At 67.5% G+C, this 24,527-nt stretch carries 20 protein-coding genes; 7 read left to right on the top strand and 13 right to left on the bottom strand.

The window, feature by feature from the left end; all coding sequences use genetic code 11:
• The first annotated feature begins 173 nt into the window (after positions 1–173).
• The 3 genes from ACH438_RS14185 to ACH438_RS14195 all read left to right on the top strand — a co-directional run bounded on the left by ACH438_RS14185 (position 174) and on the right by ACH438_RS14195 (position 2,177).
• Positions 174–821, top strand: coding sequence for an MOSC domain-containing protein (locus ACH438_RS14185; RefSeq protein WP_397005981.1), 648 nt, complete (start codon positions 174–176; stop codon positions 819–821).
• Positions 818–1,780: an asparaginase gene (locus ACH438_RS14190; RefSeq protein WP_397005008.1), complete on the top strand. Its 963-nt coding sequence runs from the start codon at positions 818–820 to the stop codon at positions 1,778–1,780. The genes ACH438_RS14185 and ACH438_RS14190 overlap by 4 nt, the downstream gene beginning before the upstream one ends.
• Before the next feature lie 187 nt (positions 1,781–1,967).
• The gene (locus ACH438_RS14195; protein ID WP_397005010.1) at positions 1,968–2,177 is read left to right on the top strand and encodes a DUF3073 domain-containing protein; all 210 of its coding nucleotides are present in this window, start codon (positions 1,968–1,970) and stop codon (positions 2,175–2,177) included.
• Positions 2,178–2,638: 461 nt separating this feature from the next.
• On the opposite strand, the gene purM is transcribed toward ACH438_RS14195, so the two are convergent.
• The 7 genes from purM to purF form a co-directional block, all read right to left on the bottom strand.
• Positions 2,639–3,718 (bottom strand): phosphoribosylformylglycinamidine cyclo-ligase, encoded by a 1,080-nt coding sequence (gene purM / locus ACH438_RS14200; RefSeq protein ID WP_397005012.1) that lies wholly within the window; start codon positions 3,716–3,718, stop codon positions 2,639–2,641.
• Positions 3,719–3,885: 167 nt separating this feature from the next.
• Positions 3,886–5,592, bottom strand: a complete 1,707-nt coding sequence (locus ACH438_RS14205) for an ABC transporter ATP-binding protein (protein WP_397005014.1) — start codon at positions 5,590–5,592, stop codon at positions 3,886–3,888.
• Positions 5,585–6,472: an ABC transporter permease gene (locus ACH438_RS14210; RefSeq protein WP_397005983.1), complete on the bottom strand. Its 888-nt coding sequence runs from the start codon at positions 6,470–6,472 to the stop codon at positions 5,585–5,587. The genes ACH438_RS14205 and ACH438_RS14210 overlap by 8 nt, the downstream gene beginning before the upstream one ends.
• Before the next feature lie 89 nt (positions 6,473–6,561).
• The gene (locus ACH438_RS14215; protein ID WP_397005985.1) at positions 6,562–7,572 is read right to left on the bottom strand and encodes an ABC transporter permease; all 1,011 of its coding nucleotides are present in this window, start codon (positions 7,570–7,572) and stop codon (positions 6,562–6,564) included.
• An 89-nt stretch (positions 7,573–7,661) separates the two neighbouring features.
• Positions 7,662–9,218, bottom strand: a complete 1,557-nt coding sequence (locus tag ACH438_RS14220; RefSeq protein WP_397005987.1) for an ABC transporter substrate-binding protein — start codon at positions 9,216–9,218, stop codon at positions 7,662–7,664.
• Positions 9,219–9,351: 133 nt separating this feature from the next.
• Positions 9,352–10,938: an ABC transporter substrate-binding protein gene (locus ACH438_RS14225; protein ID WP_397005016.1), complete on the bottom strand. Its 1,587-nt coding sequence runs from the start codon at positions 10,936–10,938 to the stop codon at positions 9,352–9,354.
• A gap of 264 nt (positions 10,939–11,202) precedes the next feature.
• Positions 11,203–12,768, bottom strand: a complete 1,566-nt coding sequence (purF, locus tag ACH438_RS14230; RefSeq protein WP_397005018.1) for an amidophosphoribosyltransferase — start codon at positions 12,766–12,768, stop codon at positions 11,203–11,205.
• Between the two features lie 113 nt (positions 12,769–12,881).
• On the opposite strand from purF, the gene ACH438_RS14235 reads away from it, so the two are divergent.
• The gene (locus ACH438_RS14235; protein WP_397005020.1) at positions 12,882–14,288 is read left to right on the top strand and encodes a YhgE/Pip domain-containing protein; all 1,407 of its coding nucleotides are present in this window, start codon (positions 12,882–12,884) and stop codon (positions 14,286–14,288) included.
• Between the two features lie 4 nt (positions 14,289–14,292).
• On the opposite strand, the gene ACH438_RS14240 is transcribed toward ACH438_RS14235, so the two are convergent.
• The 3 genes from ACH438_RS14240 to ACH438_RS14250 are packed head-to-tail and all read right to left on the bottom strand — an operon-like array spanning position 14,293 to position 17,161.
• Positions 14,293–14,679, bottom strand: a complete 387-nt coding sequence (locus ACH438_RS14240; protein WP_397005022.1) for a sterol carrier family protein — start codon at positions 14,677–14,679, stop codon at positions 14,293–14,295.
• Between the two features lie 60 nt (positions 14,680–14,739).
• The gene (locus ACH438_RS14245; protein ID WP_397005024.1) at positions 14,740–15,390 is read right to left on the bottom strand and encodes a lysostaphin resistance A-like protein; all 651 of its coding nucleotides are present in this window, start codon (positions 15,388–15,390) and stop codon (positions 14,740–14,742) included.
• Between the two features lies 1 nt (position 15,391).
• Positions 15,392–17,161: an alpha/beta hydrolase gene (locus ACH438_RS14250; RefSeq protein WP_397005026.1), complete on the bottom strand. Its 1,770-nt coding sequence runs from the start codon at positions 17,159–17,161 to the stop codon at positions 15,392–15,394.
• 149 nt (positions 17,162–17,310) lie between these two features.
• Between ACH438_RS14250 and ACH438_RS14255 the strand changes: the two genes are divergently transcribed.
• On the top strand, positions 17,311–17,598 hold the full coding sequence (locus ACH438_RS14255) for a YiaA/YiaB family inner membrane protein (RefSeq protein ID WP_397005028.1): 288 nt from the start codon (positions 17,311–17,313) through the stop codon (positions 17,596–17,598).
• A 46-nt stretch (positions 17,599–17,644) separates the two neighbouring features.
• Here ACH438_RS14255 and purL read toward each other — a convergent pair whose 3' ends face one another.
• The gene (gene purL, locus ACH438_RS14260) at positions 17,645–19,939 is read right to left on the bottom strand and encodes a phosphoribosylformylglycinamidine synthase subunit PurL (protein WP_397005030.1); all 2,295 of its coding nucleotides are present in this window, start codon (positions 19,937–19,939) and stop codon (positions 17,645–17,647) included.
• Between the two features lie 292 nt (positions 19,940–20,231).
• On the opposite strand from purL, the gene ACH438_RS14265 reads away from it, so the two are divergent.
• Positions 20,232–21,500 (top strand): glycosyltransferase 87 family protein, encoded by a 1,269-nt coding sequence (locus tag ACH438_RS14265; RefSeq protein ID WP_397005032.1) that lies wholly within the window; start codon positions 20,232–20,234, stop codon positions 21,498–21,500.
• Between the two features lie 63 nt (positions 21,501–21,563).
• On the opposite strand, the gene ACH438_RS14270 is transcribed toward ACH438_RS14265, so the two are convergent.
• The gene (locus tag ACH438_RS14270) at positions 21,564–22,883 is read right to left on the bottom strand and encodes a M18 family aminopeptidase (RefSeq protein ID WP_397005034.1); all 1,320 of its coding nucleotides are present in this window, start codon (positions 22,881–22,883) and stop codon (positions 21,564–21,566) included.
• A gap of 54 nt (positions 22,884–22,937) precedes the next feature.
• The gene (locus tag ACH438_RS14275; RefSeq protein WP_397005036.1) at positions 22,938–23,375 is read right to left on the bottom strand and encodes a MarR family winged helix-turn-helix transcriptional regulator; all 438 of its coding nucleotides are present in this window, start codon (positions 23,373–23,375) and stop codon (positions 22,938–22,940) included.
• Positions 23,376–23,428: 53 nt separating this feature from the next.
• On the opposite strand from ACH438_RS14275, the gene ACH438_RS14280 reads away from it, so the two are divergent.
• Positions 23,429–24,517: a substrate-binding domain-containing protein gene (locus ACH438_RS14280; RefSeq protein ID WP_397005038.1), complete on the top strand. Its 1,089-nt coding sequence runs from the start codon at positions 23,429–23,431 to the stop codon at positions 24,515–24,517.
• Positions 24,518–24,527 lie beyond the last annotated feature (10 nt).

Genomic DNA, 24,527 nt, shown 5'->3' on the forward strand with positions numbered 1-24,527 from the left:
CGATCGTCGGCCACACCGCACAGCCGATCGTCGGCCACACCACACAGCCCGTGGAAAACAGCACCCCACAACCGATGTTGCACGACACCCCTCAGTCTGCGGAGCGCGGCACCGTACCTGCGAGCACTGGCGCGACAACGCAACCGGTCAGGAGCAAGGCGCCGTCCGCGAGCATCGGCACAGTCCTCGCCGTCTGCGTGCTGCACGCCGAACTCGAGGTGCCCGCCAAGTCCAGCAAGGTGGGTCGCACGGCCATCGACAAAAGGCCGGTGCCGCACCGGGTTCCGGTCGGCAGTCTGGGTCTGGCGGGTGATCACGTCTGCGATACCGAGCATCACGGCGGCGTCCACCAGGCCGTCTACGCCTACGCCGAGGCGGATGCCCGCCGCTGGAGCACCGAGCTGGAGCGGCCGCTGCCCGCCGGCTGGTTCGGCGAGAATCTGCGCATCGACGGTCTGCCGGTGAGCGATGCCGTGATCGGCGCACACTGGGCCATCGGCGACACGCTGCTGGAGGTGTCCGCGCCGCGCGTCCCGTGCGCGACATTCCAGTGGTGGTCGCAGGAGCGGCAGTGGGTGAAACGCTTCACGCTGCAAACGGATACGGGCGCGTACCTGCGGGTGCTGACCGAGGGTGCGATCGGCGCGGGGGACGAGGTCCGGGTGGTGCACACGCCCGCGCACGGCATCACGGTCCGGGACCTGTTCTCGGGCGCCGATCAGGACCGCCTGGATCGGCTGCTCGCGGAGGAGCCGACCATCTCCGATGATGTGCGCATGCAGATCGAACGGCACCGCAAGCGGAACGGAGTGCGCGCATGAGCGTGGATCTGGTGGAGGTGGTGCGGTCCGGGTTCCGGGAGTGCGTGCATCGTGGTTCCGCGGTGGTGTTGCGCCCCGACGGTGAGCCGCTGGTGGAGCTGGGCGCGGTGCACGGCCCGATCTTCCCGCGGTCGACCAACAAGCCGATGCAGGCACTGACCTTGCTGCGCAATGGTTTCGAACCGGTCGACGATGCGGAGCTGGCCATTTCGACGGCCTCGCATTTCGGTGAGCCGGATCATGTGGAGCTGGTGCAGCGGCTGCTGGATCGCTTCGGTTTCACCGAGGACGAGCTGGAGTGCCCGCCGGATCTGCCCTTCGACGAGCAGGCGCGGGCGGAGGCGCTGAACGGCCACGAGCGCGGGAAGGCCGCCCGCCGCATCTTCATGAACTGCTCAGGCAAGCATGCCGCGATGCTCGCCACCTGCCGGATCAACGACTGGCCCACCCGCGGCTATCTGGATCCCGGGCATCCGTTGCAGCGGGCCGTGATCGACACCATCGCCGACGTCACCGGCGAGCCGGAGTCGGATCTGGGTATCGACGGCTGTGGCCTGCCGATCGTCCCGGTGTCGCTGGTGAATCTGGCGCGGGCCTACGCGACGCTCGCGACCGCGGCGGCGGGCACGCCGGAACGCCGGGTCGCGGACGCCATCCGCGCCCATCCGCGAGTGATTTCCGGCACGGACGGCCCGGATTTCCGGGTGATGACGGCTACTCCGGGACTGGTGTGCAAGATCGGCGCGGACGGTGTGCACGCGGGTGCGCTGCCTGACGGTTCGGCCTTCGCGTACAAGATCGATGACGGCGCGGACCGGGCGCGGTTGCCGCTGACGCTGGCCATTCTGCAGCGTATGGGCATCGAGTGGACCGAGGAGCACGGTGTGCTCGCGGCGCCGGCGGTGCTGGGTGGCGGGGTCCGGGTGGGCATCGTCCGGGCTATCCCCGGGGTGCTCTGACGCGGCCGCGAAACCTGCTGCTCCGGACGGTCCGATGACCGGCCGGGAGTAGTTCGGCGCTTTCTCCCCCACTCCTGGAAGCGCGACCGCCTGACACACGCTAAAGTGTCTGTCAGGAAGAGTATTAATTCGAACGGGGCCGCCAACACACCCCAGGCCGCCCCGCAGTGACGCGAGGGGGTCAGCCATGGGCCGTGGCCGGGCTAAGGCAAAGCAGACCAAGGTTGCACGCGAGCTCAAGTACAGCTCGCCATCAACCGACTTCTCCAGCCTTCAGCGTGAGCTGTCGAGTGGTCCCGACACGCCGCAAGGCAGTGTCCTGTCCGACGAGCACGACACGGACGAAACTCCGTCGCGCTGGGACGATGAGGACAAATACGACGACTGGCGCCGCTGATTCGGATAATCGACGTGCGAAGGGGGAGGCCGTGACTGGCCTCCCCTTTCGCACGTCGATTTGCGCCGACGCGGTAGCACAGAAGGCTTGCTGATACGTTGGCGTCCCGCCTCCCCCGAGGCCGGGACGTCGGCGCGTTTCTCATGCCCGGGCCCAATTCGCCCGGGCACCAATGAGATACGGCATTCCCGACATACAGCACGGCCCCGGCACGCCTGAGAGCGCCCGGGGCCGAAGCTCTTTCACCGCCCGGCGCCGCCGCAGGCACGCGTCGCTCGGCTATGTCTGTCGCTATCGCGCGACGGAATGGCACCGCGGCGCTCAGCGGCGCACCGTCGTCGGCCCGACCGCGCCGGCGCTTCGTCGTACGTCGGGGCCGTAGGGAGTTTCACTCACTCCATATATGAGTAGGCCCCGATCACTCGGCGGAGTGATCGGGGCCCTTCTCATACGTCAGTGGGTCAGAAGCGCGGGTGGTCGCCCACGAGCACCGCGCGCGCGGCCTCGGCGTCCTTGGCCTTCTTCACCGTGCCGAGGGTCCAGCAGTTGATGTGGCGGGCGGTGAGGACGGCGAGGGCGCGGTCGGCGTCCTCGGGCGCCACGACGGCGACCATGCCGACGCCCATGTTGAAGGTCTTCTCCATCTCGGCGCGTTCGACGCGGCCGCGCTGGGCGATCATCTTGAAGACCGGGGCCGGGTTCCAGGTGCCGCGGTCGAGCTCGGCGACCAGGCCGGCGGGCAGTACGCGGGCCAGGTTGCCGGCCAGGCCGCCGCCGGTGACGTGGGCGAAGGTGCGCACGTCGGTCTCGGCGACCAGGGCCAGGCAGTCCTTGGCGTAGATCTTGGTGGGTTCGAGCAGTTCCTCGCCGAGGCTGCGGCCGAACTCCTCGACATGCCCGGTGAGCGACATGCGGTCGATGTCGAGCAGCACGCGGCGGGCCAGCGAGTAGCCGTTGGAGTGCAGGCCGGACGCGCCCATGGCGATGACCACGTCGCCGGGCCGGACCCGGTCCGGGCCGAGCACGGCGTCGGCTTCCACGACGCCGACGCCGGTGGCGGAGATGTCGTAGTCGTCATTGCCCATCAGTCCCGGGTGTTCGGCGGTCTCGCCGCCGAGCAGGGCGCAACCGGCGAGCACACAGCCCTCGGCGATGCCGGCGACGATCTGCGCGACCCGCTCGGGCACGACCTTGCCGACGGCGATGTAGTCCTGCAGGAACAGCGGTTCGGCGCCGCAGACCACGAGGTCGTCGACGACCATGGCGACCAGGTCGAGGCCGACGGTGTCGTGCTTGTCCATGGCCTGGGCGACCGCGATCTTGGTGCCGACGCCGTCGGTGGAGGCGGCGAGCAGTGGCTCCTTGTAGCCGCCCTTCAACGCGAACAGTCCGGCGAAACCTCCCAGACCACCCTGCACCTCGGGCCGGCTGGCCTTCTTGGCCAGGGGAGCGAACAGTTCGACTGCCCGGTCTCCGGCCTCGATATCCACACCGGCCGCCGCGTAGGAGGCACCGGCGCTGCTGGGTGTCTGTTCAGTCATGTCGGGGGAGAACTCCAAGCCGATTCGAGGTGGACAGTTGCCAGCTCACGGTATCAGTACCGGCTGTCCCGCCTCCCCGCGACTTCAGCGCACGGCTGAGTGCCGTTGGCCGTCGAGCATGCGGCTGGCGGTTCCGGAACACACCCATTTTGGACGTACCCGATGAGTTACCCCGGTCGCTGCGAAATCAGTTGTCGCGCTCCGGAACGACGTCGACGCTGGACCGCCGGGTCCGGGACCGGGACGGCCGCGACCAGGCGCCGAGTGTAGTCCTCACGGGGTTGTCGCAGGATCTCGTCATTACTGCCTTGTTCGACGACGGCGCCGTGCCGTAGTACGACGATGCGGTCGGCGAGCTGGTCGACGACGGCTAGGTCGTGGGTGATGAAGAGGCAGGCCCAGCCGTATTCGCGTTGCAGGCCGGCGAAGAGTTCGAGGACCTTGGCCTGGACGGAGACGTCGAGGGCGCTGGTCGGTTCGTCGGCCACCAAGAGATCGGGTTCGAGGACGAGGGCGCGGGCCAGGCTGACGCGCTGACGCTGGCCGCCGGACAGTTCGTGTGGGTAGCGGCCTTCCGCGCCGGCGGGGAGCTGGACGTCGTCGAGGAGGCGGCGGACTCGTTCGCGGAGGGCCGTGCCCTTGGCCGCGCCGTGCACCAGGAGTGGTTCGGCGACGCAGTCGCCGATGGTGAGGCGCGGGTTGAGGGAGGTGGCGGGATCCTGGAAGACGAATCCGAAGCGGCGCCGCAGCGGCCGCAGCTTCCGTTCGGACAATCCGGCGATATCGGTGCCGAGCACGCGCACGCTGCCGGAGGTGGGCCGCTGCAGTGCGGCCACGCAGCGGCCGATGGTGGATTTGCCGGAGCCGGATTCGCCGACGAGGCCGAGGGTTTCACCGCGCCGCAGGACGAGGGTGACGTCGTCGACGGCGCGGAAGGGCCCGCGGCCGAGCGGTCCGGGGAATTCGACCACCAGATCGGTCACCTCGAGCACCGTGGGTGCGTCGTCCGGGATCGGCTCGCGCACCGTCGTTCTCACCTCGGCGAGGTCCGCGCCCGCCACGCTGGATTCCGAATCCTCGTCGGCGACGTGCAGTTTCGGCACCGCCGCCAGCAGCGCCTTGGTGTACTCGTGTTGTGGTGCCGCGAAAAGATCATCCACCGTGGCGGTTTCGACGACGCACCCGTCGCGCATGACCACGACCCGGTCGGCGAGGTCGGCGACGACGCCCATATTGTGCGTGATCAACACGATGGCCGCCCCGGTCCGGTCGCGCATATCGCGCAGCAGTTCCAGGATTTCGGCCTGCACGGTGACGTCGAGCGCGGTGGTCGGTTCGTCGGCGATGATCACCTTCGGTTCGCAGGCGATGGCGATGGCGATGACCACGCGCTGTTTCTGCCCGCCGGAGAGCTGATGCGGGTAGTAGTCGACGCGCGCTTCCGGATCGGGCAGTCCGACGGCCCGCAGCAGTTCGATCGCCTTGGCGCGCGCGGCCTTCCGGTGCATGCGGGTGTGCGCCCGCAGCGCCTCGCCGATCTGGTAGCCGACGGTGAACAGCGGGTCGAGGGCGGCGCCGGGTTCCTGGAACACCATGGAGATGGCCCCGCCGCGCAGTGCGGTGAGTTCCTTCTCGCTCATCTTGGTGACGGCTTTGACGCCGAGGGTGACGGTGCCGCGCACGCTGGCGGTGGGTGGCAGCAGTCCCATGGCGGCGCGGGAGCTGACCGATTTGCCGGAGCCGGATTCCCCGACGACGGCCAGCACTTCCCCCGGAAGCACCTGGTAGGAAACGTTTTTCACGGCCGCGACGGAGCCGTGGTCGGTGGCGAAGGTGACGGTGAGAGCGTCGTAGGAGAGGACGGGGTCAGACATCGGTGGCCTCCTTCGCGGCGCGGCGGGTGCGGAGCAGCGGGTTGAGCACTTCGTTGAGGCTCTCCCCCACGAGGGTCATACCCAGCACCACGGTGACGATGGCGAGGCCGGGGAACACACCGGTCCACCAGATCCCGTTGGAGACATCGGAGAGCGCCTTGTTGAGGTCGAAACCCCATTCGGCGGCCTGCGTGGGTTCGATGCCGAACCCGAGAAACCCGAGCCCGGCGAGGGTGAGGATGGCTTCCGCACCGTTCAGCGTCACCAGCACCGGCAGCGACTGGGTGACATTGGCGAGGATGTGCCGGAACAGGATTCGCGCGGTGGAGGCGCCGGTGACACGCGCGGCGTCCACGTACGGTTCCTGTTTGACCGCGATGGTGGCATTGCGCACCACCCGGAAGTACTGGGGCACGAAGATCACCGTGATGGCGATGGCGGCGGAGAGGATGCCGCCGAAGCTGCTGGACTGCCCGCCGGACACCACGATCGACACCACGATGGCGAGCAGCAGCGACGGGAACGCGTACATGGCGTCCATGAACAGCACCAGGATCCGGTCCACCCAGCCGCCGAGGTACCCGGACACCAGCCCGAGCGGTACGCCGACGACGATGGACAGCACCAGCGAGACCGCGATGACCGACAGTGCGGTGCGCGCCCCGAAGATGACGCGGGAGAACACGTCCTCACCGCGCACCGAGGTGCCGAACCAGTGCGCCGCCGAGGGCGCCTGCTGCCGCACGAAATCCACGCCGCCGGAGGAGCTCTGCGCGAACCCGTAGGGCGCGATGAGCGGCGCGAACACCGCGATGACGATGAACAGCACGACCAGTGCGAAGCCGAGCAGCAGGGTGAACCGCTGCAGTCCGGAGGTCATGCGCACCAAGGCGAGTCCGGGGATGCGCAGCCCGGAGCGTTGCGGCGGGACGGGCGCCGGGACATTCGTTTCGAGTTCGATGGCGGTCATCAGAACCTCACCCTCGGGTCGATGAGTGCGACGATCAGGTCGACCAGGAAGCTCATGACCGCGACCACGATCGCGATGAAGGCCACGATGCCCTGCACGGCCACGAAGTCGCGCGCCTGCAGGTACTGGGCGAGCTGATAGCCCAATCCCTTCCATTCGAAGGTGGTTTCGGTGAGTACCGCGCCGCCGAGCATCATGGCGATCTGCATGCCCATGACGGTGACGACGGGGATGAGCGCATTGCGGAACGCGTGCCGCCGGGTGACGACGCGTTCGGAGAGTCCGCGGGCGCGGGCGGCGTCCACGTATCCGGAGCGCAGGGTCTGGATGAGGTTGATCCGCACCAGCCGCAGGAACACGCCGGCGGTGAGCAGGCCGAGCGCGATGGCCGGCAGCACAGCGTGTTTCAGGACGTCGACGATATTGCCGGGATCCCCGTAGAGGATGGCGTCGATGATCATGACGTTGGTCTTGGGCGAGACGTGCTGCAGTTCCAGCTCCACACTGGTGCTGGCGCGCCCGGCGACCGGCAGCCAGCCCAGCTGCACGGCGAACACCAGTTTCAGCAGCAGGCCGACGAAGAACACGGGCGCCGCGTACACCAGGATGGCGAAGAGCCGCAGTCCGACGTCGGCGGCCGAATCCCGTTTGGTGGCGGCGTATCTGCCGAGCGGCACGCCGACGGCGAAGGCCACGATGAGGGACCAGAAGACGAGTTCCAGGGTGGCGGCGCCGTAGGTGGTGATGACCTCGCTGATGGCCCGATTGTCCTGGGAGTGGCCGAAATCGCCGTGCAGCAGCCCGGACAGGTAGTCCCAGTACTGGCTGAGGATGGGCCGGGTGAGTCCGGCGGCTTCCTTGCGGCGCTGGATCTCCTCGGGGCTGAGCCGGCCGCCGACGGCGGCGGTGATGGGGTCGCCGATCACCCGCATGAGGAAGAAGACGATGGTGACGAGGATCCAGGTGGTGGGGATGATGAGCAGCGCCCGCACGCCGAGGTAGCGCAGCAGGGCGCTGTAGCGGGAGTTGCCGCCGGATAGTCGTTTTCGCGGCGGTGGGGCGGCCGGGGTTGCCGGGCCGCCCTGTTCGTCGATGGCTGTCACTTGCTCAGCCCTCCGAAGCGGAACTTGAAGCTGGGGTCGAGGGTCTCGTCGACGCCCTGGATGTTCTTGGCGGCCACCGCGATATTGCGGCCGGCGAGCAGCGGCAGCATGGGCAGGTAGTCGTTGGCCAGCTTGAACTGCACCTGCTTCAGGATGTCGGCGCGCTTGGCCGGATCAGATTCGGTGGTCTCCGCGGTCAGCAGTGTGTTGATCGCCGGTTCCTCGAAGTGGTTCTGCAGCGTGTTGTTCGGCGCGAAGAACGGGGTGAGGTAGTCGTCGGCGTCGGGGAAGTCGGGGAACCAGCCGAACTGGTAGAGCGGGTAGCTGTCCTTGACCCGTTCGTCCTGGTACGAAACCCATTCGGTGGATTGCAGATTCACCTTGAACAGCCCGGTGGCTTCGAGCTGGTTCTTGATGGCCGCGTATTCCTCGGAGCTGGAGCCGCCGTAGTGGTCCGAGTTGTATTGCAGGTTCAGGGTGACGGGTGCGGCGACGCCGGCGTCGGCCAGGAATTTGGCCGCGGCCTGCTTGTTCGGTTGTGCGCCGTAGATGTCCTTGTACGGTTCGGTGGCGCCGGCGAGGCCGGGCACGACCGACGAGTAGGCGGGGCTGTAGGTGCCCTTGTAGATCCCCTTGGCGAGCGCGTCCCGGTCGACGCTGCTGGCGACGGCCTTGCGCACGGCCAGTTTCTGCGCCGGGTTCGCGCCGGGCATGGTGTTCATGTTGAACACGATGTAGCGGAGTTCACCGCCGGTGCCCTCGTGCACGGTGACCCGGTTGTCGCCGCGGAGCGAGTCGATGTCGGTGGGGCTGAGGGTGCGGTAGGCGATGTCGATATTGCCCTGCTGCACATCGAGTTTCAGGTTGTCGCCGCCGGCGTAGTACTTGACCGAGACGGTGTCGGTCTTGGCCTTGCCGAACAGGCCGTTGTAGTCCGGGTTGGCCTTGAATTCGGCCAGCTTGTTCTTGTCGTAGCTGGTGATGGTGTACGGCCCGGAGAACGATCCGGTCTTGACGACGGCGTCGTCCTCGAGGATCTTGTCGGGCGGGAAGCTCTTCTCGTCCACGATGATTCCGGCCTGGGTGGGCAGTACCGAGGCGAAGGTCTGATCGTTGGCGACCTTCAGCGTGAACGCCACCGTGTTCGGGTCGATCACATCGGTGTGCGCGAGGTTGCCGAGCAGGGAGGCCGGGCCGTTGGGGTCGTTGATCTTCAGCATGCGGTCGAACGAGAACTTCACGCTCTGCGCGGTGAGCGGATGCCCGTTGGCGAATTTCAGTCCGGCCTTGACGGTGCAGGTGAAGACGGTGGGCGCGGTGAATCCGCAGTGCTGCGCGGCATCCGGTTCCGGATCGGTCTTGCCCGCCGGGAAGTTCAGCAGGGTCTGGTAGATCTGCGTCTCGGCCTGCAGGGAGCCGTTGTCGTAGGCGAGGGCGGGGTCCAGGGAGAAGACCTTGTCGGTGGTGCCGACCACTATCCCGGTACCGGTATTGCCGCCGGAGGTACGTCCCGCGCCACAGCCCGTGAGGGCGAGCGCGGCAATGCCTGCCATGCCGACCGCCGCGAATAGCTTCGCCCGGCTGGTCGTCGAAGTCGATGTCATGCTGCTCATCTCTGTGAGGGGTGGGCCCCGCTCCCCCTCATGAAGAGCGGGGCCGCACAGCTGTGCTGGACGGAGCGGGAGCTCACTTGCTCAGTACGCCGAACCGGAATTTGGAGGACGGGTCGAGCGTCTTGTCGACGCCCTGCACGTTCTTTCCGGCGACGGCGATCTGATTGCCGGTCAGCAGCGGGACGGTGGGCAGGTAGTCGGCCATCAGGTCGTGCTGCAGCGTGGCGAGCACCGCGGCGCGTTTGGCCGGATCGGGTTCGGTCACCTCGGCCTGCAGTTCGGCGGTGATCTTGGGATCGCTGAAGTGGTTGCGCAGGAAGTTGTCCGGGCCGAAGAAGGGGGTCAGGTAGTCGTCGGCGTCCGGGTAGTCCGGGAACCAGCCGAACTGGAAGATCGGGTAGCCGTCGGTGGAGCGCGCCTTCTGGTACGAAACCCATTCGGTGGACTGCAGATTCACCTTGAACAGGCCGGTGGATTCCAGCTGGCTCTTGATGGCCGCGTATTCCTCGGAGCTGGTCTGCCCGTAATGGTCGGTGTTGTACTGGATATTGAGTTCGACCGGGGTGGTGATCCCCGCGTCGGACAGGTACTTGGCGGCGGCGGCCTTGTCGGGCTTGGTGCCGTAGAGCTCCTTGCCCGGTTCGGTCGCGCCCGGAAGCCCCTGCGGTACCGGTGAATACAGCGGTGTCCAGGTGCCCTTCCACACGTCTTTGGCCAGGGCGTCACGGTCGACGGACACGGTGACGGCCTTGCGGACGGCGAGTTTCTGTGCCGGGTTGGCGCCGGGCATGGTGTTCAGGTTGAACACCAGGTAGCGGGTGTCGCCGCCGGGCGACTGGTGCACGGTCACCTTGTCGCTGCCGCGCAGGGAGTCGATGTCGGTGGGGGCCAGGGTGTGCCAGGCGACGTCGACATTGCCCTGCTGCACATCCAGTTTCAGGTTGGCGGCCTCGCCGTAGTACTTGACGGTGACGGCGTCGTTCTGCGGCTTGCCGAACAGGCCGTTGTAGCCCGGATTCGACTGGTATTCGACCAGTTTGTTCTTGTCGTAGCTGGTGATCGTGTACGGGCCGGCGAACGGCTTGGCCTTCACGATGGCGTCGTCGTCGAGGATCGAGTCGGCGGGAAAGACCTTCTCGTCCACGATGGCCGAGGCCTGGGTGGGCAGGATCGCGGCGAAGGTCTGGTCGTTGGCCTTCTTCAGCGTGAAGTTGACGGTCAGGTCGTCCGGCGCGTCGGTGTGATCGAGGTTGGCCAGCAGGGCGGCCGGGCCCTGCGGATCGTTGATCTTCACCATGCGGTCGAAGGAGAACTTGACGCTCTTCGCGGTGAGCGGGTCGCCGTTGGCGAACTTCAGGCCCGATTTCAGCGTGCACGAGTAGACGGTGGGGGTGCTGAACTGGCATTTGTCGGCGGCGTCGGGCTGCGGAGTCGCCTGTCCCGGTGGGAAGTTCAGCAGGAACTGGTAGACCTGGGTCTCGGCCAGCAGCGAACCGTTGTCGTAGGCCTTGGCCGGGTCGAGTGAGGTGACCTTGTCGGTGGTGCCCACGACCAGGCCCGCTCCCCCGCTTCCGCCGCCGGTCCGGCCGGCGCCGCAACCGGCGATTGCCAGCACCGCCAGTCCCGCACATCCCACTGCCGCAACATCTTTAACGCGCATGCACTGCCCTGCTCTCGAAACGCGGCAAGGCAGGCCGGGTTACGACCCGCCGCGCCGCGGTGGACTCTTCTGGCTGGGCACAGTATCGACCGGTTATAACCGGTATGTTGCCTTTCCGAACAAACAAGTTATTTTTCGGTCTATACGGACAGAAATTTTTCGGCCGTACAACGATTGCGCCCCGCCCACCTTCCGGTGGACGGGGCGCAATGTGTCGATAGTTCAGGCGGTTCCGCCGCGGTTCCCAGGAACCCCGGGCTGCCGCTAGGGGCGGCTCAGCGCACTGGCATTGGCATTGTCCGCCAGCAGCGCCGTCTCCGTCGCACCGGAAAGCATGCCTTCCAGCAGGTTCTTACCGATGGCGGCCTCCTGCGGAAGGGCGATCGGGTACTTGCCGTCGAAGCAGGCGCAGCACAGCCGCGACCGCGGCTGCTCGGTCGCGGCGACCATGCCCTCCAAGGAGATATAGCCGAGAGTGTCCGCGCCGATGGAGCGGCGCACGCCCTCGACCATGTCATCGAGACTGCCGGAGTCGATGCCTTCCGGGCCCGCGCCGTTGGCGATCAGCTCTGCGCGCGAAGCGAAGTCGATGCCGTAGAAGCACGGCCACTTGACCGCGGGCGAAGCGATCCGGACGTGGATCTCCAGCGCGCCGGCCTCGCGCAGCATGCGGATCAGGGCACGCTGGGTATTGCCGCGCACGATGGAATCGTCCACCACGATCAGCCGCTTACCGCGGATGACCTCGCGAAGCGGGTTGAGCTTCAACCGGATTCCGAGCTGGCGGATGGTCTGGCTGGGCTGGATGAAGGTGCGGCCCACATAGGCGTTCTTCATCAGGCCCTGCCCGTAGGGCACACCCGAACCCTGCGCGTAACCGACGGCCGCCGGCGTACCGGACTCCGGCACCGGAATGACCAGGTCACCCTCGACCGGATGCTCGGCGGCCAGGCGGCGGCCGATGTCCACGCGGGTGGCGTGCACCGAGCGGCCGGAGATGGTGGAGTCGGGCCGGGCCAGGTAGACGTACTCGAAAACACAGCCCTTGGGTTCCGGGCTCGCGAAACGCAACGACCGGACACCGTCCGCGTCGATGGCCAGCAGTTCGCCCGGCTCGATCTCGCGGACGAACGAGGCGCCCACGATGTCGAGGGCCGCGGTCTCGCTGGCAACCACCCAGCCGCGATCCAACCGGCCCAGGCAGAGCGGGCGCACACCGTGCGGATCCCGCGCGGCATAGAGCGTGTGCTCGTCCATGAAGGTGAGGCAGAAGGCGCCGCGCAGCGTGGGCAGCAGCTCCATGGCGGCCTGCTCGATGCTCTTGTCGGCGGCGGCGTGCGCGAGCAGCGCGGTGATCACATCCGAATCGGAGGTGGCGGCCATGGACCCGGCGAGCCGCCCGGTCACCAGCCCGAGATCGCGTGCCCGCGTGGATAGTTCGGCGGTATTGACCAGATTTCCATTGTGGCCCAACGCGAGTCCGGTACCCACCGCGGTGGTGCGGAAGATCGGCTGCGCGTTCTCCCACGTCGTGGAACCCGTGGTGGAGTAACGACAATGGCCGACGGCCACATGGCCCGGCATGGCGGCCAGGGTCTGCTCGTCGAAGACCTGGGACACCAGCCCCAGATCCTTGAAAACCAGCACCTGGGAGCCATCGGCGACCGCTATACCCGCCGCCTCCTGCCCGCGATGCTGCAATGCGTAGAGTCCGTAATACGTGAGCTTGGCCACATCCTCGCCCGGCGCCCAGACACCGAACACGCCGCACTCTTCGCGCGGTTCGTTCTCGTCGTGGTCGGGGGTGGTGGCGGCGGAGGGGAGAGTCACCGTTTGCTCCCTGTTCGGCGGGCGGGGGGCATAGGCCATTCTACGGGTAACCACAACGCAACCCACCGTTGGGATATGCCCGATGGCAGAGCGTTTGCTGTTAGCGTTCGTCCGTGGCGACCACGGACACTACGGAATCGACTCCACGCCGGCATCTGAGCCTCGTCAGGTGGGCTTTTCCGGTCATCGTCATGACGCTACTGGGCTCGCTGCTCGGCGTCATGTACCTCGACTACGTGGTCGATCCGGAGAAGAATCTGCACAACTTCCCGATCGCGCTGGTCAACCAGGATGTGGGCGACGATCTCACGACCCCGGGGCAGCCGGCCAAGCATGTGAACTTCGGTGATCAGGTTTCGACGGGTCTGCAGAAGGCCGTTCCCGCCGACAAGATCGACCTGCGGGTGCTCGGCATCAACGAGTCCCAGTTGCAGATGCAGTCCGCGCAGGTGTACGCCACCATCATCATCCCGAGCGACTTCTCCAAACGGCTCGGCATTCTCGGGGTCGGCAGCGTCGTGCCCGGCAATATCAGCAAGCCGGTCATCACCCTGCAGACCAACCCGCGTACGGGCGCGTTCGCCACCGCCATCGTGACGAAGTTCGGTGACGAAGCTCTCACCCAGGTCAATGCGCAAGTGGGACAACAGCTCACGGACACGGTGAAAGCCCAGCTCACCCCGCCGCCGGGCGCACCGCCCACCGAACTCACGGCCGCCACCCGGCTGGTGCTGGCACAGCCCCTCGACATCGTGGTGAGCGAATTCCAGCCGCTGCCCGGCGGATCGGGCGAAGGGCTGACGGCCTTCTTCTACAGCCTCATGCTGCTGCTGATCGGCATGGTCGGGGCCATGATCATCCACCAGCTGATCGACTCGGCGCTGGGCTTCCTGCCCACCGAGTGGGGGCCCTGGTACGTCCACTACCCGCGCGCGTCGATCTCCCGGTTCAAGACGCTGATGATCAAGTGGTCCGCGGTGGTGGCCCTGGCCGTCTGCGCCTCGGCCGCTTTGGAGGGTATCGGCGCCGGCCTCGGCATGCCGATCGACCGCCCGCTACTCCTCTTTCTCTACAGCGTCCTGGTGATGACCGCCGTCGGCGTCACCTGCACCGCGGTGCTGGCCGCCGTGGGCACGGCGGGCCTGATCGTGAACCTCATCTTCTTCGTGATCCTCGGACTCCCCTCCTCCGGCGGCACCGTCCCCATCGAGGCCACCCCCAAGTACTTCGGCTGGCTCGCCAAGTTCGAGCCCATGCACCAGGTCTTCCTCGGCACCCGCTCCATCCTCTACTTCGACGGCAGCGCCCAGGCCGGCCTCTCCCGCGGCATCTGGATGTCGATCCTGGGCCTGGCCGTCGGCCTCGTCTTCGGCCTCTTCATCACCCGCTTCTACGACCGAAAAGGCCTGGAACGCAAGCCCATCCAGACCAAGGCCACCGTTCCCGTCGCAACGGGACGGCATTCCGCACCGGAGCAAGAGGCCACGGCGGATGAGGAATCCGCACCGCCTCAGCCCTGAGGCGTCACAGCTGCGCGATAGGTAGCCAATGCGCGACCTCGGCGGCCCGCGTCCCCGAGGCCGTCAGCGCCCCCGCATCCAGCGCCGCATCGAAGGTGAGCAGCCCGGTCGCGAGCAGAAGCCAAGTCCGCGCATCGGTTTCCACCACGTTCGGCGGCGTCCCCCGCGTATGCCGGGGCCCTTCGATGCACTGCACCGCCACGAACGGCGGCACCCGCACCTCCACCGAAGCCCCCGGCGCATCCGCGGCGAGCGCTCGTGCGGTCCCGCGCACCGCGGCGGCGAGCTCGGCCCGCGCGGGCGCCGGCACCGACTCGTCTCGTAACCACTCCCCCACCGCGTCCACCGCCGCCCGCATCTCCGCCGGATCCACCGCACCTCGTCGCGCCATATCCCGAGGTTACCGCCGCCCACCGACGCCTTCGCCGAGGACGACCGCTGGACGCCATGGTCATTCGACTGTCGGGCGCTCGCCGGTGAGGTGGCGGGCGATCCGCGGGGTCAGTGCGCCGCCCGCGTTCAGGGCGAGGTGCAGGAAGGCCGGGGCGGTGGTGCTGCCGGTGTGGCGGCGGAGGTGGTCGAAGAGGTAGCCGGCGGCGGCGGTGACGGCCACGGTGCCGGGGACGGGATCGCCGGCGGCGCGGGCGGGCTGGATGTGGGCCAGGCCGAAAGACAGTGCGCCGAGCCAGGTTCCGGGGCGGCCCAGGGCGTCTTCCAGGAGTGGGGTGAGGGTGGCTCGGTAGACGAGTTCCTCACTGTAGACGGTACCCACCGGGATGTGCAGGGCCGCCCATTCGGTCGTCGAGACGTCCGGGCCGCGGTCGGCCAGGTCGGCGAAGTGGCGGCGGGTGGCCGGGACCGTCAGCGCCGCTGCGTAACCGGCGGTGACCACCGCGCCTGCCAGCAGGCCGACCCGGAAGCCTTGGGCGGAACGCCAATTCGGGCGGCCGTGGAAGACGGCGGCGTAGGCCGTGGCGAAAGCGGCGTTGGCGGCGGTGCGACCTCGGATGTCGAGGCCCAGGGCGGGCAGTGCGCGATTGGCCCACAGCAGCGGCAAGGCCACGGCGGCAACGGCTTTCGCGATTCGAGGGAGGCGGGGCACGCTATTTGACCGCTCGCTCGTAGTACTCGGCGAGTTCTATTTGCACGCGGATCTTTTCGCGGAGCTCGGGGGTGAAGTCGGGAGGTGCGGCGATGGCGGCCCAGCCGTCGAGGACCAGGGAGCCGTAGTTGTGGCCGTGGCCGTCCGAGACGCCCTGCGCATTGGTGAGGTCGGCCGCCACCTGCCAGAAGGTGACGAAGGGCCACCAGCGCATCTGCGGGGAGACGTCCGCCCCGCGTGGTTCACCGAGCCAATCCGGTTGCGAGGTGATGAGATCCGGCGACCACCAGATGATCGGGTCGGACGGATGCATGAGGTAGGCGATGCGGGGCTTGCGCCAGTCGGGTGAGGGTTTCTCCAGATCGGCTGCGGTGCGGGCGAATCGGACCACCAGGCCGTCGGCGTAGATGGGATCCACCTCGCGCGTACCCGGGTCGCGGCGTTCGACGAACTGCCGCCACAGCCGATTCGAATTCGGCGGGCCCACCCACAGCGCGCCGTCCACCTTGGAACGCAGATCCGCCAGCCCGTCGAAGGCGGCCTCGGAGCCCTGCGAGCCGAGGCTCTCGCCGTACACCAGCAGTTTCGGCCGATGATCGACCGGCAGTCGCGACCAGTGCCGGTACACGGCGTCGAACATCTTGCGCCCGTTCTCCGCCACCTTCTGCCGGTCCGCGAGGAAGGACAGCACGCTGGGCAGATACGAGTACTGCGAGGCCATGATGGCGGTGTCGCCGCCGTACATGTACTCCAGCGCGGCGGCGCTCATGGAGTTCACCCAGCCGGTGCCGGTGGTGGTTACCAGGACCAGCACCTTGCGGTCGAAGGCCTTGGTGCGCTCCAGTTCCGCGACGGCCAGGTCCTCCTCGGTGGTGTCCTTGCTCGCCGACTGCAGGCCGACGTACACCCGGATCGGTTCCAGCGCAGGCTTTCCGGTGACCGCGCTGATCAGCATGGGGTCGGGTCCGTGCGAGACGAACCAGCGGCCCTCCGACCCGAGTGTGTTCCATTTCGCGAGCGAGGCCGGGCTGCCGGACCGTTCGGGTTTCGTCGGCTGCACCGCGTACTGGGTGACCTTGTCGTTGCGGACGCTGAACGCGGAGTTGGCGACCGCGAAGAAGGCCCGCGTCGCGACGCCGTTGAAGACCGTCACCACCAACACGGTCAGCACCAGCGCGCCGAGCGCCGGCGCGAAGGCGGGCGGCACCCGCACCCACCGGCTGAGCAGCCGGGCGATGAATCGCACCAGCTCCCGCACGGTCCGATACACGGCCACCACGAGCGCGCCGACCGCGAAACTCAGTGCCCCCGTGCGCAGATAGGCGGCACGCGTGGTGCCCTCCATGCCCATCAGCCCGGTGATCTCCCGCTGCCAGTCGGCGGACATGACCAGCATGTAGGCGGCGGCCAGCGCGCACAGCACGACCACGATCACCTTCACCGCGTACCGCACCCATTCGGGCGGGGTCTCCAGCTTGATGCGCGGGCGAATCCACATGCGGAACAACCACTGCAGCAGACAGCCCACGCCGTACCCGACGGCGGCATTGAGCCCGGAGATGAGGCCTTGGAACAGCCAGTCGCGCGGTACCAGCGACGGTGTGACGGACCAGGCGAAGAATACGGTCGCCACCACGAGCCCGGTGTGATTGAGGTCGATGATGTCCTCGACCCGCCGCGCGAGCACCGCGATCCGCCTGCCCCAGCCGCGCCGGAAGAAGACCCGGCCGCGTAAACGCAGCCGTGTCAGGGCGTGGGCGGGGTCCAGCACTCGTCAAGTATGGAGGGCGGCAACCGGAACTCGGGGCAGCGCCCCGCGTGAAAGACGCCATTGCCCGGCGTGTCGCGCTATATCTACGCGCACTGCTCGAGTAATAGTACCCGGTTCAGCGGCCGCGGCGGCCGACAGAATCAGCTGCCATGAGCACTCCCAGCACAGAGACCAAGAGCACCACGGCTTTTCTGGTGCAGGCCATGATCGCGTTCGGAATCAGTTTCGCGGCAATCTGTTTCGGCATCGTACGGCTGCCGCTCGACATGTGGCAGCGCGGCTTCCTCCTGATGAGCATGCTGTTCCTGGTGAGCAGCTGCTTCACCCTCGCCAAAGTGGTTCGGGACCAGCACGAGTCGTCACGGGTGAACCACCGCATCGACGAAGCCCGCATGGAAAAACTGATCGCCGAACACGACCCGTTCAAAATCAACTGACAGAGCCCGGCAGACCAATAGGTCTGCCGGGCTCTCTCCGTGCCGATCAGTGGTCGGAGTTGCCGAACAAGGCCGGGAGCGTGCCTTCGTGGGCGGTGCGGAGTTCGTCCAGGGTGATGGTGAACTGGCCCTGGACCTCGACCGAATCGGAGCCCTCGTCAACGACGCCGATGCGCGCCCACGGCAGCTGCCTGGCTTCGCACATCTTGGTGAAGCGGGTTTCCTCCGAGCGCGGGACGGCCACCAGGACGCGGCCGGCGGATTCGGAGAAGAGGGTGACGAACGGGTCGGCGCCCTCGGGAATCACGATGCGGCAACCGGTTTCGCCGGCCAGCGCGGCCTCCACGACGGTCTGGATGAGGCCGCCCTCGGAGAGGTCGTGGGCGGCGGAGATCATGCCGTCGCGCGAGCCCGAGGTGAGGACGTCCGAAAGCAGCTGCTCGCGAGCCAGATCCACCTTCGGGGGCAGGCCGCCGAGGTGATCGTGCTCGACCTGCGCCCAGATGGAGCCGTCGAGTTCGTCGCGGGTGTCGCCGAGCAGGATGAGCGATTCGCCCGGCTCGGTGCCGAGTCCGGTCGGGATGCGGCGGTGCACATCGTCGATGACGCCGAGCACGCCGACCACCGGGGTCGGCAGGATCGCGGTCTGGCCGGTCTGGTTGTAGAAGGACACATTGCCGCCGGTGACCGGAATGCCCAGCGCCACACAGCCGTCCGCGAGACCGCGCACGGCCTGCTGGAACTGCCACATGACGCCCGGATCCTCCGGCGAACCGAAGTTGAGGCAGTTGGTGACGGCCTTCGGGGTGGCGCCGGTGACGGCCACGTTCCGGAAGGCCTCGGCGAGCGCGAGCTGCGCGCCGGTGTACGGGTCCAGCTTGGTGTAGCGGCCCGACGCGTCGGTGGCGAGCGCGATACCGCGCCCGGTCTCCTCGTCGATGCGAATGAGGCCCGCGTCGGCGTGCTCGGCGAGCACGGTGTTGCCGCGCACGTAACGGTCGTACTGCTCGGTGATCCACTTGCGCGAGCACAGCTGCGGGCTGGCGAGCAGCTTCAGCAGGGTGGCGCGCAGTTCGTCGGCGGTCTTCGGGCGGTTCAGGCGGGCGGTCGAATCCGCGTTCAGCGCATCCTGATCCGCGGGCCGCTCGACCGGGCGCTCGTAGACCGGGCCCTGGTGGGCGACGGTGCGCGGCGGCACGTCCACCACGGTCTCGCCGTGCCAGGTGATGATGAGCCGCTCGCCGTCGGTGACCTCACCGATGACGGTGGCGGTGACATCCCACTTCTGGCAGACGGCCATGAAGGCGTCCACGTTCTCGGGGGTGACGACCGCGCACATGCGTTCCTGCGACTCGCTCGAAAGGATCTCGGCGGGCGTCATATTGGCGGCGCGCAGCGGCACCTGATCCAGGTCGATGTGCATGCCGCCGTCGCCGGCCGCGGCCAGTTCGGAAGTGGCGCAGGAGAGTCCGGCGCCGCCGAGGTCCTGGATGCCCACCACGAGGTCGGCGTGGTACAGCTCGAGACAGCACTCGATGAGCACCTTCTCGGCGAACGGGTCGCCGACCTGGACGCTCGGGAGCTTCTTACGGCCGGTGCCGGATTCGTCACCGGAGAAGGTGTCCGAGGCGAGCACGGACACGCCGCCGATGCCGTCGAGGCCGGTGCGCGCGCCGAAAAGAATGATCTTGTTGCCTTCACCGGACGCGAACGCCAGGTGCAGGTCCTCGACTCGCATGACGCCCGCGCACAGCGCGTTCACCAGCGGATTGCCTTGGTAGGACGGGTCGAACACGGTCTCGCCGCCGACATTCGGCAGGCCCAGCGAGTTGCCGTACCCGCCGACGCCGCGCACCACACCGTCGACCACGCGCCGCGTGTCCGGATGCTCGGCCGCGCCGAAGCGCAGCTGATCCATGACCGCGATCGGGCGGGCGCCCATGGCCATGATGTCGCGCACGATGCCGCCGACACCGGTGGCCGCGCCCTGATACGGCTCCACGTACGAGGGGTGATTGTGCGATTCCACCTTGAAGGTGACCGCCCACCCGTCGCCGATATCCACCACGCCCGCGTTCTCGCCGATGCCCGCGAGCATCGACTTGCGCATCTCCTCGGTGGTGGTCTCACCGAAGTAGCGCAGGTGCACCTTCGAGGACTTGTACGAGCAGTGCTCCGACCACATCACCGAGTACATGGCCAGCTCGGCATCCGTGGGCCGGCGGCCCAGGATCTCCTTGATGCGGGCGTACTCGTCGTCCTTCAGGCCGAGTTCCTTGTAGGGCTGCGCGCTGTCCGGGGTGGCCGCGGCGTTGCTGACGGTATCGACGTGGCTGGTCACGGGAATACCAGAGTCCTTTCGGCCGGGCAGGTCGGAAGCGAACGCCCGCGTTGCTGGATGTCGGCGGATACGAGGCGAGTCTAATTGCCGCCGGATCTGCCGCTTCGGCTCCCCCGCCTCCCCGCGACTCGGCGCACGGCCGGGTGCCGTCGACGGTCCCGCACGCGTGCCGGCGGTCACACGCCGAACCAATTTCGGTCGTACCCGGGAAGTTACCCAGATCTCACGAGATCAGTTGTCGCCTTCCGAGGTCACAGGGAACAGGTGCCACCGGCCCAGCTAGTCTGTCCCGGTGAACGATCGATCCGGGGTCGCGGATCCGACCGAGAAGCGCGAGAAGCCCGTGACCATGCCAAGAGGGCTGTCTCGGCGACAGGTCCAGCTGCTGGTGGTAGCGGTGGTCCTGTTCGCGGTATCCGCCTGGATCAGTTATGCCGCCCAGTTCTGGCACGGATACATCGATCTACAGGTGTATCGGAACGGCGCGCGGGCCTGGCTGGACAACAAGGACCTGTACGGCCCGATGCCGCCGGTGTACGGGCTCGGACTGCCGTTCACCTATCCGCCGCTGGCCGCCCTGTTCTTCGCGCCGCTGGCCATCATGTCGCTGCCGGTGGCCGAATGGGCGGTGCTCGCCACCTCCGTCGCCTCGCTGGGCATCACGCTGTGGGTGGTGCTGGACCGCATCCGGCCGTCGATGGATCGGCTGGTCCGGCTGTCCCTCGTGCTGGGTGGCGTGGGCGTGCTGCAGCTACTGGAACCGATCCGCCAGACCTACGGGTTCGGGCAGATCAATATGGTGCTGATGGCGGCGATCGCGCTGGATTGCCTGGTGCGCAAGCCCTTCTGGCCGCGCGGCGTGCTCATCGGCATCGCGGTGTCGGTGAAGCTGACGCCCGCCGGCTATCTCCTCTACTTCGTGCTGCGCCGGGACTGGAAGGGCGCGGCCGGGCTGGTCCTGGGCAGCATCGGCGCGATCGGCGTGGGTTTCATTCTGTTCCCGCATGATTCGGTGCAGTACTGGTTCCACACCCTGTCCGATACCGGGCGTATCGGGCCGCCGTACTTCGCGGGCAATCAGTCGCTGAAGGGTTTCGCCTTCCGCCTGGGCGTCTCGGATTCCGCGGCGACCATGATCTGGGTGCTGCTGTCCGCGCTGGCCATCGCGCTGGCCGCGGTGTGGATGAGCCGGCTGTTCTCGGTCGGCGCCAATGTGGCGGCGCTCATGGTGAATGCGGCTACGGTGCTGCTGATTTCGCCGGTCTCCTGGTCGCATCACTGGGTGTGGATCGCGCCGGCGCTGATCGTGGCGGCCGACGCCATCGCCCGCGGGCATCGCAGTCCGCTGTTCCTCGGGGCGACCGGACTGGCCATCGCCATGTTCGCCATCGGCCCGCAGTGGCTGCTGCCGCACGACGGGGATCGCGAACTGCGCTGGGCCTGGTGGGAACAGATCATCGGCAGCAGCTATGTGGTGTTCACGCTGGCCATCTTCATCGTGGCCGTGTTGACCTACCGTCCGGTCCCGGATGCCAAGAAGGCCGCCGCTCTCGAGGCGTAGGGCGCACTCGGAACGAAGACGAAGGGGTTGGGGCCCAAGGCCCAACCCCTTCTTTCGGTCTTCTTACCTGGCCGGTTCGGGCGTGAGGAAGGCCGCGAGCGCCGCCGCGTAGGCGGGAATGTCTGCGGCGCCCATCATTTCGCGGGCCGAGTGCATGGCCAGCTGCGCGGCGCCGACGTCGACCGTCGGCATGCCGGTGCGGGCTGCCGTCATCGGGCCGATGGTGGAACCGCAGGGCAGATCGGCGCGGTGGACGTAGCGCTGCAACGGAACATCCGCCTGCGCGCAGGCCAGGGCGAAAGCGCCGGCGCCCGTGGCGTCGGTGGCGTAGCGCAGATTCTGGTTGACCTTCAGCACCGGTCCGCCGTTCACCTCGATGCGGTGCATCGGCTCGTGCCGGTCGGGGTAGTTGGGGTGGGTGGCGTGCGCCATGTCGCCGGAGGCGCAGACCGAACCGGCCAGCGCGGCCAGGTATTCGGCGCGCCCGCCGCCGCGCGTCAGGACGATGCGCTCCAGAACCGTGGGCAGCAGCCCGGATTGGGCGCCGCGGTCGGATTGCGAGCCGACCTCCTCGTGATCGAACATGGCGAAGACGGGTACGGCCGCGCCGGGCTCGTTGATGGCCGCCAGGAAGGCGCGCAGGCCCGAATAACAGGTGCCCTGATTGTCGAGGCGGGGCGCGCTCACCAGATCCAGGTCGCGGCCGATCAGCTTGGACGGCACCAGATCGTGGGTCATGAGTTCCCAGCCGAGCACGGCGCTGGGCTCGATGCCGGACCGTTCGGCCAGGAAGGCGAGGAAGGAGCGCGGTTCGCCGCCGATCCCCCACACCGCGTTCACGTGCCGCTGCGGGTCGAGGGTGACGCCGCGGCGGTCCTCGGACAGGTGGATGGCCAGCTGCGGGACGCGCAGGATCGGTTCGTCGATGCGAATCAGGCGCTCGCGCAGCACGTTTCCGTCGCGCACCGAGATGCGGCCGGAGATGCCGAGGTCGCGGTCCAGCCAGGAGTTGAGCCAGGCGCCGCCGTACGGCTCGAGCCCGACCATCTGCCAGCCGGCCACGGCCATGTCGGGATGCTGCTTCACCCGCAGATTGGGACTGTCGGTGTGGGCGCCGACCACCCGGAAGGGGGTGGCCTGCCCGGTGCGGAATCCCGTTGGCGCACCGGGGCCGCCGTCGGCCCAGGCGACCAGCGAGCCGCCGCGCACCACGTAATAACGTCCGGCGCTGCTGGACGGCCACGGCGCTGATTCGGAGAGCCTGGTGAAGCCATGATCATCCAGTTCCGCGGCCACCGTCCGGCACACGTGGAACGGGGACGGAGACGCGTCGATGAATTCACACAGTCCGGCAGCGGTCGCGGTCGTCTCGGCAACTGGCATGCCTTGAATCCTAAGCATGTCCGGTTCAGTTTCCCCTGATCAGGGGGGACCGTTTCAGTCGGGTTGCGGCGCTTCGGTAACGCGTTCCAGGAGCCGGACGAGTTCCAGGTAGTCGTCGCCACCCAGGCGGCGGCGTAGTTCGGCTTCGGCGCGAACCTCTTCGGCGCGGACCTCTTCCACGAGTTCCACGCCGCGGCGGCTGAGGCCGATGAGGATGCGGCGGCGGTCGTCGGAAGCGGCGACGCGGAAGATCAGGCCGCGTTCGGCGAGATGGTCGGCATGCCGGGTTGCCGAGGAGGGAGCGAGTTGTGACCGAGCGGCCAGTTCGCTCATCGTGATGCCGTTCTCGGCCGAGAGATTCGTGAGCATGGACCACTGGTCAGCGGTCAGTCTCCTGGCACACAGTGCGGCGTCCAGGTGACGAAGCCAACTACGTTCGGCCGCCCGCAGCGCTCCATGCAAGGTGGAAACACCACCTAGAATTGTCGCCATATTTTCCCGCCCGTTCACACAAAAAATAGATCGATCGAGGGGAAGGGTAACCGATGTCCCCGTTCGGCGGGAATCCCGAAAACTGTATAGAGATCCTGAACATAGTCCCGCAGCAGGGACCGGGAGGTATCTTCGCCCCTTCCTGTGAGGCGGCCATTTCTCTGGCCGTGGAAGAAATCAACAGTGGGACAGGAATTCTCGGTCGCGAATTACGCGCCACCCACATCGACGGCGGCCGCGAACCGGGCGAAGTCGCGCTGGAGGTTTCGGCGCTGCTGGCCACCGGCATGGTGCACGCGATCACCGGCTGGCACACCTCGCGGGTGCGCGGCGCGGTCGCGCAGGTGACGTCGGGGCGGGTTCCGTACCTGTTCGCGACGGACAACGAGGGCGTGCAGGATCCGCCCCCGGGCCTGTTCATGGTCGGTTCCGATCCGGCGCATCAGATCCTGCCCGCCTTGCGCTGGCTGCGCAGAGAATTGGGCGCGCAGCGGTGGGCGATCATCGGCAACGACTATGTGTGGCCGCGGCGTACGGCCGATGCGGTGCGCGCGGAACTGGGTGCGCGAGGCGCTGCCCAACTTGACCGTTTTGTCCCTTTAGAGCAATTTGTTCCACTCGGAAGTACCGATTTCGAGGATTTCCTGGCGGACCCTCGGCTGGATCACGTGGACGGTGTGATCGTTCTTCTCGTGGGGGCCGATGTTGCGCGTTTCAATAAAAAATTCGCCCAAATCGGACGAGATTACAAACAGCTACGGATCAGTCCCGCGGTCGACGACAATGTTCTGCTCGCGGGCGGAGCGCCGGCCAACCGCAATTTGTATGTACCGTCCAGTTTCTTTGTGGAGGGCGCCGAAGGCGGTGACCGCCTCGACCGCTACCGCCGCATGCACGGCGAGTTCGCCCCCGCCCTGACCAACTTCAGCAATACCGAATACGAGGCGGTACACACGCTGCGAGCCATGGCTCAAGCCGCGGGATCGATGGAAGTCAAGAGCTTCCACGCGGCCGTTTCGGACGGCCAGAAACTCGAAACCCCGTCGGGCAGCGTGGGTTTCGATGGCCACCAGGTAGTCCTACCCGGTTACATCGCACGTGCCGACGGGGTGAAGTTCGAAGTTCTGGACCGAATCTGCTGATTCGGGAAGC

It is taken from the genome of Nocardia sp. NPDC020380, assembly GCF_044386975.1.
In the GTDB taxonomy this organism is placed as follows: Bacteria; Actinomycetota; Actinomycetes; order Mycobacteriales; family Mycobacteriaceae; genus Nocardia.

Coding starts and splice junctions, on each gene's coding strand:
- ACH438_RS14195 (WP_397005010.1), top strand. CDS start 1,968: ATGGGCCGTGGCCGGGCTAAGGCAAAGCAGACCAAGGTTGCACGCGAG.
- ACH438_RS14205 (WP_397005014.1), bottom strand. CDS start 5,592: ATGTCTGACCCCGTCCTCTCCTACGACGCTCTCACCGTCACCTTCGCC.
- ACH438_RS14240 (WP_397005022.1), bottom strand. CDS start 14,679: ATGGCGCGACGAGGTGCGGTGGATCCGGCGGAGATGCGGGCGGCGGTG.
- purM (WP_397005012.1), bottom strand. CDS start 3,718: ATGACTGAACAGACACCCAGCAGCGCCGGTGCCTCCTACGCGGCGGCC.
- ACH438_RS14270 (WP_397005034.1), bottom strand. CDS start 22,883: ATGCCAGTTGCCGAGACGACCGCGACCGCTGCCGGACTGTGTGAATTC.
- ACH438_RS14190 (WP_397005008.1), top strand. CDS start 818: ATGAGCGTGGATCTGGTGGAGGTGGTGCGGTCCGGGTTCCGGGAGTGC.
- ACH438_RS14225 (WP_397005016.1), bottom strand. CDS start 10,938: ATGCGCGTTAAAGATGTTGCGGCAGTGGGATGTGCGGGACTGGCGGTG.
- ACH438_RS14255 (WP_397005028.1), top strand. CDS start 17,311: ATGAGCACTCCCAGCACAGAGACCAAGAGCACCACGGCTTTTCTGGTG.
- ACH438_RS14275 (WP_397005036.1), bottom strand. CDS start 23,375: ATGGCGACAATTCTAGGTGGTGTTTCCACCTTGCATGGAGCGCTGCGG.
- ACH438_RS14220 (WP_397005987.1), bottom strand. CDS start 9,218: ATGGCAGGCATTGCCGCGCTCGCCCTCACGGGCTGTGGCGCGGGACGT.
- ACH438_RS14210 (WP_397005983.1), bottom strand. CDS start 6,472: ATGACCTCCGGACTGCAGCGGTTCACCCTGCTGCTCGGCTTCGCACTG.
- ACH438_RS14280 (WP_397005038.1), top strand. CDS start 23,429: ATGTCCCCGTTCGGCGGGAATCCCGAAAACTGTATAGAGATCCTGAAC.